Annotated in this window: 14 protein-coding genes; 12 read left to right on the top strand and 2 right to left on the bottom strand. The window is 72.8% G+C overall.

Annotated features, from left to right (window positions below; all coding sequences use genetic code 11):
* Genes ABGB11_RS19690 through ABGB11_RS19670 form a run of 5 tightly spaced genes read left to right on the top strand, consistent with a single transcriptional unit; the run spans position 1 to position 5570 of the window.
* A complete protein-coding gene (locus ABGB11_RS19690) occupies positions 1–1098 on the top strand; it encodes a protein phosphatase 2C domain-containing protein (RefSeq protein WP_347634786.1) in 1098 nt (365 codons plus the stop codon).
* Complete coding sequence (locus tag ABGB11_RS19685; RefSeq protein ID WP_347634784.1) at positions 1095–2411, top strand: VWA domain-containing protein; 1317 nt, start codon at positions 1095–1097, stop codon at positions 2409–2411. Before ABGB11_RS19690 ends, ABGB11_RS19685 begins: the two co-directional genes overlap by 4 nt.
* Positions 2412–2416: 5 nt before the next feature.
* Complete coding sequence (locus tag ABGB11_RS19680; RefSeq protein ID WP_347634782.1) at positions 2417–3208, top strand: FHA domain-containing protein; 792 nt, start codon at positions 2417–2419, stop codon at positions 3206–3208.
* Entirely contained in the window at positions 3205–4725 is a 1521-nt protein-coding gene (locus ABGB11_RS19675; RefSeq protein ID WP_347634780.1) for a hypothetical protein, read from the top strand. Before ABGB11_RS19680 ends, ABGB11_RS19675 begins: the two co-directional genes overlap by 4 nt.
* A gap of 17 nt (positions 4726–4742) precedes the next feature.
* Positions 4743–5570 (top strand): glutamate ABC transporter substrate-binding protein, encoded by an 828-nt coding sequence (locus ABGB11_RS19670; RefSeq protein WP_347634778.1) that lies wholly within the window; start codon positions 4743–4745, stop codon positions 5568–5570.
* A 28-nt stretch (positions 5571–5598) separates the two neighbouring features.
* Here ABGB11_RS19670 and ABGB11_RS19665 read toward each other — a convergent pair whose 3' ends face one another.
* Complete coding sequence (locus tag ABGB11_RS19665) at positions 5599–5949, bottom strand: STAS domain-containing protein (RefSeq protein WP_250358994.1); 351 nt, start codon at positions 5947–5949, stop codon at positions 5599–5601.
* 409 nt (positions 5950–6358) lie between these two features.
* Between ABGB11_RS19665 and ABGB11_RS19660 the strand changes: the two genes are divergently transcribed.
* From ABGB11_RS19660 to hisC, 7 genes are all read left to right on the top strand, one after another.
* Positions 6359–7030 carry a lysophospholipid acyltransferase family protein gene (locus ABGB11_RS19660; RefSeq protein ID WP_347634958.1) on the top strand — a complete coding sequence of 224 codons (672 nt, stop codon included), beginning with the start codon at positions 6359–6361 and terminating at the stop codon, positions 7028–7030.
* Positions 7031–7092: 62 nt separating this feature from the next.
* Positions 7093–7788, top strand: coding sequence for a hypothetical protein (locus tag ABGB11_RS19655; RefSeq protein ID WP_347634776.1), 696 nt, complete (start codon positions 7093–7095; stop codon positions 7786–7788).
* Between the two features lie 179 nt (positions 7789–7967).
* Positions 7968–8150 carry a hypothetical protein gene (locus ABGB11_RS19650; RefSeq protein WP_347634774.1) on the top strand — a complete coding sequence of 61 codons (183 nt, stop codon included), beginning with the start codon at positions 7968–7970 and terminating at the stop codon, positions 8148–8150.
* A gap of 142 nt (positions 8151–8292) precedes the next feature.
* Complete coding sequence (locus ABGB11_RS19645; protein ID WP_347634772.1) at positions 8293–9642, top strand: SPFH domain-containing protein; 1350 nt, start codon at positions 8293–8295, stop codon at positions 9640–9642.
* Between the two features lie 89 nt (positions 9643–9731).
* A complete protein-coding gene (locus ABGB11_RS19640; protein WP_347634770.1) occupies positions 9732–10406 on the top strand; it encodes an NUDIX domain-containing protein in 675 nt (224 codons plus the stop codon).
* A gap of 57 nt (positions 10407–10463) precedes the next feature.
* Entirely contained in the window at positions 10464–10757 is a 294-nt protein-coding gene (locus ABGB11_RS19635) for a DUF6401 family natural product biosynthesis protein (protein WP_347634768.1), read from the top strand.
* A gap of 40 nt (positions 10758–10797) precedes the next feature.
* Positions 10798–11877: a histidinol-phosphate transaminase gene (gene hisC / locus ABGB11_RS19630; protein ID WP_347634766.1), complete on the top strand. Its 1080-nt coding sequence runs from the start codon at positions 10798–10800 to the stop codon at positions 11875–11877.
* A gap of 43 nt (positions 11878–11920) precedes the next feature.
* On the opposite strand, the gene ABGB11_RS19625 is transcribed toward hisC, so the two are convergent.
* Positions 11921–13438 carry an MFS transporter gene (locus ABGB11_RS19625; RefSeq protein WP_347634764.1) on the bottom strand — a complete coding sequence of 506 codons (1518 nt, stop codon included), beginning with the start codon at positions 13436–13438 and terminating at the stop codon, positions 11921–11923.
* Positions 13439–13538: the final 100 nt, after the last annotated feature.

The raw sequence follows: 13538 nt of genomic DNA, 5'->3' as shown, positions 1-13538 counted from the left end.
ATGAACGCGGACCAGCACACCCCCGTGACGCTCTGCCGTACCTGCGGCGAGCCCGTCCAGCCCCGCGACCGCTTCTGCGAGGAGTGCGGGCGGCCCGACCCGACCATCCGCCGGACCCCGCCCCTCGGCACCGCCCTCCCGAACGCCACCCCGCCGCCCGCCGGCCGCGACGTCCTCTTCGTCCCCAACCCCTCCCCCGCCCCCGAGGCACCCGCGCCGCCGCCCAGCGGGGGCGCGGTCTGCGTCGACTGCGGGAGCGGGGCCGTCGGGGCGGACGGCTACTGCGAGCAGTGCGGCCTGCGGCAGCCGAGCGGGCGGGAGCACGTGGAGACCGACCTCGGCCGGCTGGGCGCGGCGGTCAGCGACCTCGGGCTCCGGCGCAGCCGCAACGAGGACGCGTTCGCGCTGGCGGCGCTGCCCGCGGGCGCGTGCGCGGTGGTGTGCGACGGGGTCGCGACGGCCCCCGGGTCGGAGGAGGCGTCGCGGGTGGCCGCCGAGACGGCCGTGTCGGTGCTGACCGGACGGGTCTCGGTCGGCATGGACCCGCGCGGCGCGATGCGCGAGGCGGTGGCGCGGGCGGCGGAGGCCGTGGCGGGGCTGCCGGGCGATCCGGAGTCCTCGCCCGCGTGCACGTTCGTGTCGGCCGTGGTGGACGCGTCCGGCGTGACCGTCGGGTGGGTCGGCGACAGCCGCGCGTACTGGCTGTCCGCCACGGGCTCGTGCCCGCTCACCACGGACGACTCGTGGGCCGCGAACATGATCGAGCAGGGCACGATGACCGCCGCCGACGCATGGGCCGACAAGAGGGCGCACCTGCTGACCGCGTGGCTGGGCGCGGACGCGGGGCCGGTCGAGCCGCACGTGACGGCGTTCCGCCCGACGCGGCCGGGGCTGGTGGTGCTCTGCAGCGACGGGCTGTGGAACGACCTGCCGGAGCCGTCCGACCTCGCCCGGGTGGCGCTGGACGGGCGGGACGGCCCGCTCGGCGCGGCCCGGCGGCTGCTGCGGGCGGCGCTCGACGCGGGCGGGCACGACAACGTCACGGTGGCGGTGGTCCCCTGTCAACCGCCGGAACCGATCAGGGAGCGGGGCAGATGAGCGATTTTCCGGAGTTCACCGTCCGGGTGGACCAGAACCCCTACCTTCCGGCGGGCGGACGGGAGATGCACGCGATCGTGTCCGTGGAGGCCCGCTCGGCGGGCGCCGCGCCGGCCGCGGCCGGGCGGGCGCCGGCCGCCGAGATCATCATGATCGACACGTCCGGGTCGATGTCGTACCGGGGCAAGATGGCCGCGGCGAAGCGGGCGGCGCGGGCGGCGGTGAACGTGCTGCGCGACGGCGTGCACTTCGCGGTGGTCGCCGGCGCGAACCGGCCCCGGATGATCTACCCGCAGGGGGAGCGGCTCGTCGTGGCGGACGAGACGTCCCGGCGCAACGCGGCGACCGCGATCGGGCGGCTGGAGGCGGCCGGCGGCACCGCGATCGGGTCGTGGCTGCGGCTCGCCGAGCGGCTGTTCACCGGGCACGACGCGGCCGTCGGGGAGAGCGCCGTCAAGCACGCGATCCTCCTCACCGACGGCAAAAACCAGCACGAGTCGGACGAGGAGCTGGACGCGGCGCTGCGGCAGTGCACCGGCCGCTTCCTGTGCGACGCGCGCGGCGTCGGCACCGACTGGGACGTCGCCGAGCTGCGCAAGATCAGCTCGGCGCTGCTGGGCGGGTTCCTGGACGTCCCCGACCCGGCCGACCTGGAGGCCGACTTCCTGGCGATGACGCGCGCCGCGATGAGCAAGGAGATCGCGGACGTGACGCTGCGGGTGTGGACGCCGCAGCAGGCGAGGCTCCGGTTCATCAAGCAGATGGTCCCGACCGTGGAGGACCTCACCGGCCGGCGGGTCGAGTCCGGCACGCAGACGGGCGACTACCCGCTCGGCGCGTGGGGGAACGAGAACCGCGAGTACCACGTGTGCGTGGAGGTGCAGCCCGGGGACATCGGGCGGCAGATGCGCGCCGCGTGGGTGAAGCTCGTCGCGGGTGACCAGGTGCTGGCGTCCGGGAACGTCCTCGCCGAATGGACCGACGACGAGGCGCGGTCGACGCGCATCAACGGCCGGGTCGCGATCCACACCGGCCAGTCGGAGCTCGCCGACGCCATCCAGGAGGGCCTGGAGGCGCGCCGGGAGGGCGACGAGGACACCGCGACCGCGCGGCTCGGCCGGGCCGTGGTGCTGGCCCGCGAGGTCGGCAACGAGCAGATCTCCGACCTGCTCGACAAGGTCGTCGACGTGGTCGATCCGGTGCGCGGCACGGTACGGCTCAAGCGGGACGTGGCGAAGGCGGACGAGATGTCGCTCGACACCCGTTCCGTCCGGACCGTGCGGACCCGGCACGGCGACGGGGCAGGGGGCTGAGGCCCATGCCGGTCTGCCCGAGCGGGCATTCCTCCGAGGCCACCGACTACTGCGACGTGTGCGGTGACCTGATGGAGGGTGCCCGGCGCGCCGAGTTCGCCGAGCCCGAGCCCGCCCCGAAGGCGCCGGAGCCGTCCGTGCCGTCGCAGCCGTCCGCGTCGTCCGGGTCGTCCGGGTCGTCGAAGCAGGAGCCGGCGGACTGCCCGCACTGCGGGACGCCCCGCTCCGGCCGGTTCTGCGAGGTCGACGGGTACGACTTCGAGACCGGCACCGTCTACACCGTCCAGCTGTCCGCGGCGGGCACCGCGCACGCGGTGCCGCTGGTGCCGCGGCAGCGCACGCCCGGCCCGCCGTCCACTCCGACACCGCCGCCCGCGCCCCCCGGCCCGTACGCGGTCATCGCGGCCGACCGCGCCTACTTCGACGCGGTGGTCGCGGAGATGGGGCCGGACGCCGGCGGCCTGACGTTCCCGCCGTACTGCCCGGAGCGCCGCGTCCCGCTGCTCGGCGACCAGATCCGCATCGGGCGGCGCAGCACGTCCCGCGCGCTGCTGCCGGAGATCGACCTGAGCACGCCGCCGGAGGACCCCGGTGTCTCGCATCTGCACGCCGTCCTGCTCGCCCGGCCGGACGGCACCTGGAACCTGATCGACCCCGGTTCGACGAACGGCACGACCGTCAACGGCGGGACGGAGCCGATCCCGGTGAACGTGCCGATGCCGGTCGGCGACGGCGACCGCATCCACGTGGGCGCCTGGACGACCATCACGCTGTCCCTGCAGGAGGGCACGCCATGACGATGAGTCCCGCACCGCCGGCGGCCCCCGCCGCGCAGCCGTCGCGGCCGCCCGTCCCGGATGACTCCCCGGAGGTCGTGCGGCGCACCGGCCGCCTGCGGACGTTCGTCCGCGGCCGGTGGCTGAAGACCATCCCCGGCCGGATCCGCTCCCACGTGGCGCTGTGCCTGGCCGCCCTCGTGGCGCTGCTGGCCGTCCTCACCGTGGCGATCGGGAACGCCCGCGACTCCGTCGAGACGATCGGGCACGACGCGGGCCCGCAGGTCGTCGCGACCGGCACGCTGTACTTCGCGCTGAGCGACATGGACGCGCAGGTCTCCAACATCCTGCTGATCGGCCGCGAGCACGACCTCGGCATCGGCTACGACGAGACGCTGCGGGTGTACGAGCGGCGCCGCGCGGAGGCGGACGCGGCGGCCGTGCAGGCCGCGCAGCTCGCCGGAAGCGACCCGGCGCTGAAGCGGACCGTCCAGGAGGTGCTGGACGGCCTCGGCAAGTACGAGCGTCTGGTCGGCCAGGCGATGCAGCTCGACGCGCAGTCGAACCACGCGCCCGGCGAGACCCCGCCGCAGGTCGTGAACGCCTACCGGCAGGCGACCGACCTGATGAAGCTGCAACTGCTGCCGAAGGCGTACAACATCACGCTCGACACCGGCGCGCATGTGCGGGAGTCGTACGAGACGAAGCGGTCCGCGGTGCTGACGGGACGCGCCTGGGTCGCGCTCACCGGCCTGGTCGTGCTGCTGTTCCTGATCGCCACGCAGCTGTACCTGGTGCGGACGTTCCGCCGCGTGCTCAACCCGGCGCTGGTGCTGGCGACGCTCGGCACGCTCGTCCTCACCGCCGTCGGGGCGGGCCTGCTGACGGCCCACGCCGGGCACATCCGCAAGGCCAAGGAGGACGGCTTCGACTCGATCCTGCAGCTGTCGCGGGCCCGCGCGATCAGCCACAGCGCGTTCGGCGACGAGAGCCGCTACCTCCTCGACCCCGGCCGCGCCGACACCTACGAGCAGACGTACCTGGACAAGTCCCTGTCGGTGATCTACCCGGACCTCGGCGACAAGCCGGTGAACCTGGAGAACTACTACGCGGGCCTGGAGCAGAAGGCGGGCGCGTACAAGTCCGGTCGGCGCGACGTCGGGTTCCTCGGGTTCTTCGGGGACGAGGCCCGCACCGTCGGCACGGGCCGCGAAGGCGACGCGCTGGCCAAGACTCTCGCGGCGTACCGGGCCGTCCAGCGCAACGACGCGCAGATGCGGCGGCTCGCCTCGTCCGGGAACCGGACGGCGGCCGTCGACCTGCGGATGGGCCGCAACTCCAGCACGATCCGCGACTTCGACGACTACGACTCGGCGCTGAGCGCGCTGACGGCCGTCCACCAGGACGTCTTCGACAAGGCGATCGAGGACGCGGACGGCGGGCTGCGCGGGTGGAACGCGGTCCCGCCGATCGCCGCCGCCGTCATCGCCGTCCTGATCATCGCGGGGGCCCGCCCCCGGCTGGCCGAGTTCCGCTGAGCGAGGGAGAGCAAGCCATGCGCGCGACCCGTGCGATCGCCGCCCCGGCGGCCGTCCTGGCGGCGGTGGCGCTGCTGCCCGCCTGCGGCCTCGGCGCCCCGGAGGAGCAGTCCATCGCGGACAAGGACTCCCTCGTCATCGGCGTGAAGGAGGACCAGCCGGCCCTCGGCGTGAAGCGCCCGGACGGCAAGTACGAGGGCTTCGACGTCGACGTCGCCAAGTACATCGCCCGCCGGCTCGGCGTCCCGGAGAGCAGGCTGACGTTCCGGACGACGAACTCGTCGGTCCGCGAGGACGCGCTCGCCAAGGGCACCGTCGACATGATCGTCGCGACGTACTCGATCACGGCCAAGCGGAAGATGAAGGTGACCTTCGGCGGCCCCTACTACGTCGCGCACCAGGACACCTTCGTCCGCGCCGACGCGACCGCGATCAAGGACGTCCGGGACCTGAAGGGCAAGCGGATCTGCGAGGTGACCGGGTCCAACTCCTGGCGGCGCGTCATCGAGGAGCGCAAGGTCGCGGCGCAGCCCGTCACCGTGAACACCTACGGCGCCTGCATGGACGCCCTCGCCGCCGGCCGGCTCGACGCCGTCTCGACCGACGACCTCATCCTCGCCGGGTTCGCCACCGGACGGCCCGGACGGATGATCAACGCGCCGTTCACCGACGAGAAGTACGGCGTGGGGCTGAAGAAGGGGGACCTGAAGGGGTGCGAGGAGGTCAACCGGGCCATCACCGCCATGTACCAGGACGGGACGGCGCAGCGGCTGCTGAACCAGTGGTTCGCCCGGTCGGGGCTGAAGCTGACGACGAGCGTTCCCCAGTTCGAGGGCTGCTCCTGAGCCGGAGCGGAGAGCGGTGGCCCCGGACCTACCGGGTCGTGGACGGGAAGGCGACGATCGCCTCCCGCAGCGTGTCGTGGATGGGGATGAACTTGTCGATCCCGGTGATGCGGAAGACCCGCTGGACGCGCGGCGGCAGCGCCACCAGCGCGATGTGCGTGCCGCGCTCTCCCGCGCGGCGGTTGGCCGCGACGATCGCGTTCAGGCCCGTCGAGTCACAGAACGTGACCTCGCGCATGTCGACCACCATCGGCTCGCCCGATTCGACGACCTCGAACAGCGTCTCCTCGAAGCGCGTGCGCGACACCACGTCGATGTCGCCCTTGACGCGGACGAGCGTGCAGCGGTCGTCCCGCATCAGGCTGATGTCGAAGTCCATCGTCACCTCACGCCCCACTCCGGCGGTTCCCGGCCATCTCAGGTGACTCCTCAGGATTGCGCACCCGTGCCCGCGTTCCAAGCACTTCCCGGGAAAAGGACCAGGTCGCCCGCCCCTCGCCCGGGACCGTAACGCCCGCCAGGACGTCCGCCCGGTGCTCCGTGACGACTCTACCTGACGATGCGCCCGGGGCGTCCGGATGCCTCCCGGGGCGTCCGGGAAACAGGCGTAATAACTTACTCAAGAGAAACTTACTTGGGGGTAGGGAATGGCATCCAATACCGTCTGGGTGGCCTTTGACCTGGGCTTGAACCATTCCTGACCGGCTCTCGGCCGGGAAAGGGGGGCGCTGACCGGGGCCCGGATCGGCGCAGAGGTTACAGTGGCGTTGGCGAATTCGGGAGGCTGGGTGTTCTACACGTTCATGACGCGCGTGGTGCGTCCGATCCTCTGGGCTCTTTTCCGCCCGCGGGTGATCGGCGGTGAGAACGTGCCGAGCTACGGGCCGCTCATCGTGGCGAGCAACCATCTGTCGTTCATCGACAGCTTCATCATCCCCCTGGCGGTCCCGCGTCCGGTCACCTACATCGCCAAGGCGGACTACTTCGAGGGCGGCGGGCTGAAGAAGAGCTTCGTCCGCTGGTTCCTCACCAACCTCGGGCACGTCCCGGTGCGGCGCGGCGCCCGGCGGGCAGCGATGGGCGCGCTGGAGCAGGCCGCCGAGGTCCTCGGCAACAGCGGCGCGTTCGCGATCTACCCGGAGGGCACCCGCTCCCCGGACGGGCGCCTCTACCGCGCCCGGACGGGCATCGGCTGGCTCGTCCTGGAGTCCGGTGCGCGCGTCCTGCCGGTGGCCCTCGAAGGCACCGAGAAGATCCAGCCCATCGGCTCGAACTTCCCCCGCGTGTTCGGCCCCCGCCCCACCGTGCGGATCGGCCCGCCGATGGACTTCTCCCACTACCGCGACCTGCCGCCCGCCAAGGCCCGCCGCGCCATCGCCGACGAGATCGTCGAGACCATCCAGAAGATGTCCGGCCAGGAGTACGCCGGCGAGTACAACGAGCGCGCCGAGAAAAGCTGACGGGTTCGTCCGGGGGTGTGTCGTCCGGGGCGTCTCGCCCCTGTGCCCCGTAGGGTCGCGCCATGGCGCACAGGCTCCTCCCGATCATGCTGCTGTCGACGGCCGCCGCCGCGACCGCGTGCGGCGGTGACGCCGGACGCGCCTCCCAGGTGGGCGGCACGGCCCGCGCCGAAGTGGCCGGCATCGGCTACACCTCCGACCAGCTCGCGCAGGCGCTGCTCACCGAGCCCACCGGCTACCGCCGCGCGGGCGAGCCCGACTCGGGCGAGTACGGGTCGCTGAAGGCCATCCAGAACGCCGCCCGGCTCCAGCGGGAGGCGACGCTGGACAAGCCCCGCTGCGGGACGGCACGCCCCACCGGCGACGTCGCCGGCGACGTGCCCGCCGCCCTCGTCTCGTTCACCAACGCCGGCGGCCAGACCGCGACCGAGACGCTGATGGGCATGTCCGCCGCCGACGCCGAGAAGCAGGTCAACGCCCGCGTCCCCACCGGTTGCCTGACGTTCCGCACCAAGGTCGGCACCCGGTGGGCCGAGCACCGGGTCGTCGAGGCGCCGAAGGGCGACATCGGCGAGGGCTCCCGCACCGTCGGCATCACCACGATCAGCGGTGGCGCCCGCACCCGCACCTGGTACGTCGTGTTCCGGGGCCGCCACTACCTGTCCACCATCACCGTCTTCGGCCCCAACGCCACCCGCACCGACGCCGAACGCCTGGCCCACGAGGCCCTGGCCCAAGCCCACCGCGTTCTGCCGTGACTCCCGGGGGCGACCCCCTGGAACCCAAGTGCGAGCCGGGCGATCCTCACGCCCCGGTTTCGGTCGTTGTGCCCGTGCGGGAGAGGGGTTTCAGCCGATACGGTTCGGCTTACACGGGCCGCAGGGTGCGGCGAGGCGTGGCGTTCGCAGGGGTGGTCGTGGTCGGTAGGGAGGGGCGGGTGACCGGCCGGATCGGGCCCGGGCTCGTCGGGGAGGTCATGATCGGTATCCGCGGAGGTGTGGAGGCCTTCTACGCGCACCCGGTCAACCCCCGCGACGAGATCGCCGTCGGGACGATCGTCGTCGTGGTCGAGTACCACCCGCCCCGGACGGTGTACGTGGCACCAGCCCTGCCCTCGTGACGCCGGATCGGTGAAATTGGCCTCATCAGGACGCGAATACGTGCGGCGGTGACCGAACCGTACGCACGCGGATCGCGTCTATTGGGAAACGCGGACGGGCCCCCGGGCCGGACGCGCCCCTGACATCTGAAGAGGAGGCCCCATGCCCGTGGTCGCCGTGGCGGTCGGTGCCGTCGTCGCAGTCATCGTCTTGATCATCTTGTTCAAGATGGTCTGGCGGGTCGCCGAGCCGAACGAGGCTCTGATCATCTCCGGGCTCGGGGCCAAATCCAAGCCGATCGACGGCGTGGACAGCCTCGGATTCAAGATCATTACAGGCAAGGGCACCGCGGTGCTGCCCGGCTTCCAGACGGCCCGCCGGCTCCGGCTCGACAGCCGCGCGGCCAACCTCGAGGTCAGCTGCGTGACGCAGCAGGGCATCCCGGTCAAGGTCCGCGGCGTGGTCATCTACAAGGTCGGCGACGACTTCGTCTCGATCGCCAACGCGGCGCGGCGCTTCCTTGAGCAGCAGAAGTCGATGGACGGGGCCATCCACGAGCTGTTCACCGGCCACCTGCGCTCGATCATCGGCAACCTCACCGTCGAGGACCTGATCCTCAACCGCGAGCGCCTCACGTCCGAGACCCGCGGCTCGGCGGCCGACGAGATGAGCAAGCTCGGCTTGATCGTGGACTCCCTGCAGATCCAGGAGATCCACGACGACGCCGGCTACATCACCAACCTCGGCCGCCCGCACGCCGCCAAGGTCGCCGCCGCGGCCCGCATCGCCGAGGCCGAGCGGAACCAGGAGGCCACCCAGCGCGAGCAGGAGGCCCTGCGGGAGAACGCCGCGGTCATCCGGGACACCGAGATCAAGAAGGCCGAGTACGAGGGCCAGGTGCAGCAGGCCGCGCAGCAGGCCCGGCAGGAGGTCATCCTCAAGGAGACCCGCAACGCCGAGCTGGAGGCCGAGCGCACCGAGAAGCGGCTGGAGAGCGAGGTCCGCAAGCCCGCGGACGCCCGCGCGTACGAGCAGGTCAAGCTGGCCGAGGCCGAGCGCGAGGAGCGCATCTCCTACGCTCAGGCCGCCGCGACCGAGGTGCAGCTCAAGGCCCAGCGCGAGTCCGAGGCGATCCGGCTGCTCGGTGAGGCCGAGGCGGACGCGACCCGGCAGAAGGGCCTCGCCGAGGCGGAGGCGATCAAGGCCCGCGCCGTCGCGCTGGCGGAGAACACCGACGCCGTCATCGCCCAGCAGCTCGCCGAGAAGTGGCCGGAGATCGTCGAGGCCGGCGCGGGCGTGTTCGGCAACGTCGACAACATGGTCCTGCTGAACGGCGCCCAGGGCGTCGAGGACATGCTCGCCAAGGCGCTCACGCTCGGCGGCACCGGCCTCGGAGTCGCCCGCCAGCTCCTCGCGGGAATGAACGGCCAGAACGCGGCGAACGGCCACAACGGCGTCCCGGCCGCCGCGGTCCCGGTGGAGGTCCCCAAGGAGGCCCCGAAGGAGGACTGACGTCCGAGACGTGGAAGGCCCGGCCCGCCGCGAAGGCGGGCCGGGCCTTCTGGCGTCAACGGGCCGTCACTGCCGCTAAGTTCGTTGGCATGTCCGTGCCGCGGCTAGCCGTCTCCGTCGACCTCGTCGTGCTCACCGTGCGGGAGCACCGGCTGTGCGCGCTGCGGTGGCGGCGCGACCGGGCGCCGTACGAGGGGGCGTGGTCGCTGCCCGGCGGGTTCATCCAGCTCGACGAGGACCTGCCCGCCGCCGCGTCCCGCCTCATGGCGGAGCGGGCCGGGCTCGCCGACGTGCGCATCCACCTGGAGCAGCTCGCGACCTACGGGTATCCCGACCGCGACCCCCGGCAGCGGGTGGTGAGCGTCGCCTACCTCGGGCTCGCGCCCGACCTGCCCGCCTCCAGCCGGGCGCAGGTGCTGTGGACGGCCGTGGACGACCTCCTCCACCGCGACCGGGCCGCGTTCGACCACCGGCGCATCCTGTGCGACGGGATGGAGCGGGCGCGGGCGAAGCTGGAGTACACCTCGCTGGCCGCCGCGTTCTGCCCGCCCGAGTTCACGGTCGCGGAGCTGCGCCGCGTCTACGAGATCGTGTGGGGCACCAGCCTCGACCCGCGGAACTTCCACCGGAAGGTGACCGGCGCCGACCGGTTTCTCATCCCGACCGACCGGACCACCACGCGGGACGGCGGACGCCCCGCGAGGCTCTACCGGCGCGGCGATGCCGAGCAGCTCAGACCGCCCATGCTGAGACCCCGCGCATGAGGTTTTACCTGGGGTGATGTCGCAAGCAGTGCCGGGCGGTTGCTAGTTTCACCCCCTATGAACGGTGACCCTTCCGAGGTTCTCGGCGTGCTCGTCCGGGACATCGGGGAGGCCGGCGTCGCGGAGATGGCCGGCTCCCCGGGCCTGGCGGCGGCCGTCGACCAGCATGTGGCCAGCCTCCGCGACGAACTGGGCGCGCCCGGCGCGCCGCCCGGCTCGGCCGAGCTGATGGGATACCTGCACGGTTTCGCGGAGGACGCGTTCAACCGGGGCTGGTGGCCGGACGACACCCGCGACTGGGAGTTCGTCCGGATCGTGGCCGTTTGCTGGATGATGAGGGACGCTGCATAGGCTGGGGCCCATCACCCCCTGTGCGATCTGGAGGACAACGGTGTCCGAGGCAACCACTCCGCGCTTCCGCTCCGTCCTCGACCGGTTCGTGGCTTACAAGCCAGGCAAGGTCGTGATGTCGCCCGAGGGCCGCTCGTTCAAGCTGTCGTCCAACGAGTCGCCGCACGGTCCGCTCCCGTCGGTCGTGGACGCGATCGCCGAGGCGGCCCGGAACGTCAACCGCTACCCGGACAACAACGCCACCGCGCTGACCGAGGCGATCGCGGAGTTCTGCGGCGTCCCCGCCGACCATGTCGCGGTCGGCTGCGGCTCGGTCGGGATGACCCAGATGCTGCTGGAGGCCGTCGCCGAGCCGGGCGCCGAGGTCGTCTACGCGTGGCGCTCCTTCGAGGCGTACCCGCTGCTCGTGTCGCTGTCGGGCGCCACCGGCGTCCAGGTGGCGCTGCGGGACGAGACCCACGACCTGCCCGCGATGGCCGACGCGGTCACCGACCGGACCCGCCTGATCTTCCTCTGCAACCCGAACAACCCGACGGGCACGATCGTGCGGCGCGCGGAGATCGAGGCGTTCCTGGACCGCGTCCCCGCCGACTGCCTGGTCGTCCTGGACGAGGCGTACCGCGAGTACGTCCGCGACGACGAGGTGCCGGACGGCCTCACCCTCTACGGCGACCGGCCGAACCTGGCGGTCCTGCGCACGTTCTCCAAGGCCTACGGTCTCGCCGGCCTGCGCATCGGCTTCCTCGTCGCGCACCCGGAGGTGGCGGGCGCGATCCGCAAGACCTTCCTCCCGTTCAGCGTGAACTCGGTCGCGCAGGCCGCGGGGGTCGCGTCCCTGCGGGCCACCGGCGAGCTGCTGGAACGCGTCGAGGGCACGGTGAAGGAGCGCGACCGCGTCCGGGACACGCTCCTCGCGGACGGCTGGACCGTCCCGCCCACGGAGGCCAACTTCGTCTGGCTCCGCCTGGGCGAGCGCACCATGGACTTCTCCGCCGCCTGCGACGCCCAGGGCGTGAGCATCCGCCCCTTCGCGGGCGAGGGCGCCCGCGTCTCGATCGGCTCCCCCGAGGAGAACGACGCCTTCCTCGCGGCGGCCAAGGCCTTCCCCCACCGCAACTGACGGTCCCCGGACGGCGGCGCACGGGCCTTTGCCCGCGCCGCCGTCAGTGGACCGGCTGGTCCGTCCTCGCCGTCGGTGCGGCCTCCGGGGCGGGCTGCTCCGGCGCGGGACGGGAGAGCCAGCGCAGCGCGAGGATCCCGAGCACGACGTGCAGAAGACTCGCCACGGCGGCGGCGACGCGGAGGCCGGTGACGAAGGCCGCCTTCGCGTCCGCGATGGCCGCGGGGGCCGCCTCGGAGAGCCGGAGCGTCTCATCGAGCGTCGGTGCCAGGCCGGGCCCCTGGAGCCGGAAGATCAGCGCGGCGAGCGAGCCGAGCAGCGCGATCCCGAGGGCGTTGCCGATCTCGTTGCTCGTCTCCGCGATCGCCCCCGCCGAACCCGCCCGCTCGACCGGGACCGCACCGACCGCGGTGTCGGCGACCACGGCGAAGGAGATGCCGTAGCCGACGCCCGCGGTGACCGTGGCGGCGACGTACCATCCGGCCCCGCCGCCGGTCGTGACCGGCAGGAAGAGGAGCAGCCCGGCCGCGATGGAGAAGTGGCACGCGATCAGCGCGGCCCGCGTGCCGACGCGGCCGGCCACCAGCGGCGTCACGACGCAGGTGATGGTCAGGACGGCGGCCCCGGGCAGGGCCAGCAGCGCCGCCTCCAGGATGGGCAGGCCGAGGACCGACTGGAGGTGGACGCCGGCCAGGAAGGCGGTGGCCGACCACGCGGCCAGCGGCAGGAGACCGGTGATGATCGCGACGGTGAAGACCCGGTCGCGGAAGAGCGAGAGGTCCATCAGCGGGTGGTCCAGGACCCGCTGGCGGCGGGCGAACCATACGAGCAGCGCCGCCCCCGCCGCGCCCGCCAGGACCGCGGCGGGCGAGAGGCCCTCGGCCGCCCCGTGCTTGAGCCCGTAGATGACGAGCAGGAGGCCCGCCGCCGAGGTCGCCACGCTGAGGACGTCCACGCGCCCGGGGCGGGCCGTGCGCACCTCCCCGAGCAGGAGGGGGGCGAACACCAGGAAGAGCACGGTGACCGGCAGGTTCACCAGGAAGACCGACCCCCACCAGAACCGCTCCAGCAGCATGCCGCCGACGACGGGGCCGATCGCGAACCCGGCCGAGAACGCCGCGGCGAAGATGCCGATGGCCTGCGCCCGGCGGCGCGGGTCGGAGAACAGCTCGCTCAGCACCGCCAGGGCCGACGGGAGCAGCGTCGCGCCGGCGACGCCCATCAGCGCGCGGGCGGCGATGAGCAACTCCGGGGCGGGTGCGAACGCGGCCGCCGCGGACCCGAGACCGAAGACCGTCGCGCCGATCATGAGCAGCCGCAGCCGGCCGTACCGGTCACCGAGGTTGCCGAACGCGATGAGCAGGGACCCGACGGCGAATCCGTAGACGTCGAGGATCCACAGGGCCTGGTCCGCCGTGGGCGTGAGGGCCTGACCGATCCGCGGCATCGCCAGGAACAGGATCGAGCCGTCCATGGACACCAGGAGTACGGGGCCGAGGACCACCAGGAGCCCGAGCCAGGACCGGACGCCGGTGGGATTCGTCGCGTGCCGCTGAGACATGCCGTCCACGCTCCGGCACCGCCCGGACGGCAGCCATCCACCTGCCGTGGGTACACCTCCCAGGTGCACCCGGATGGACGGCGGACCGCTTACGCTCGGA

The sequence above is a fragment of the Actinomadura sp. B10D3 genome (assembly GCF_039871695.1).
Lineage (GTDB): Bacteria > Actinomycetota > Actinomycetes > Streptosporangiales > Streptosporangiaceae > Spirillospora > Spirillospora madurae.
This window is presented reverse-complemented; position numbering and strand designations above follow the sequence as displayed.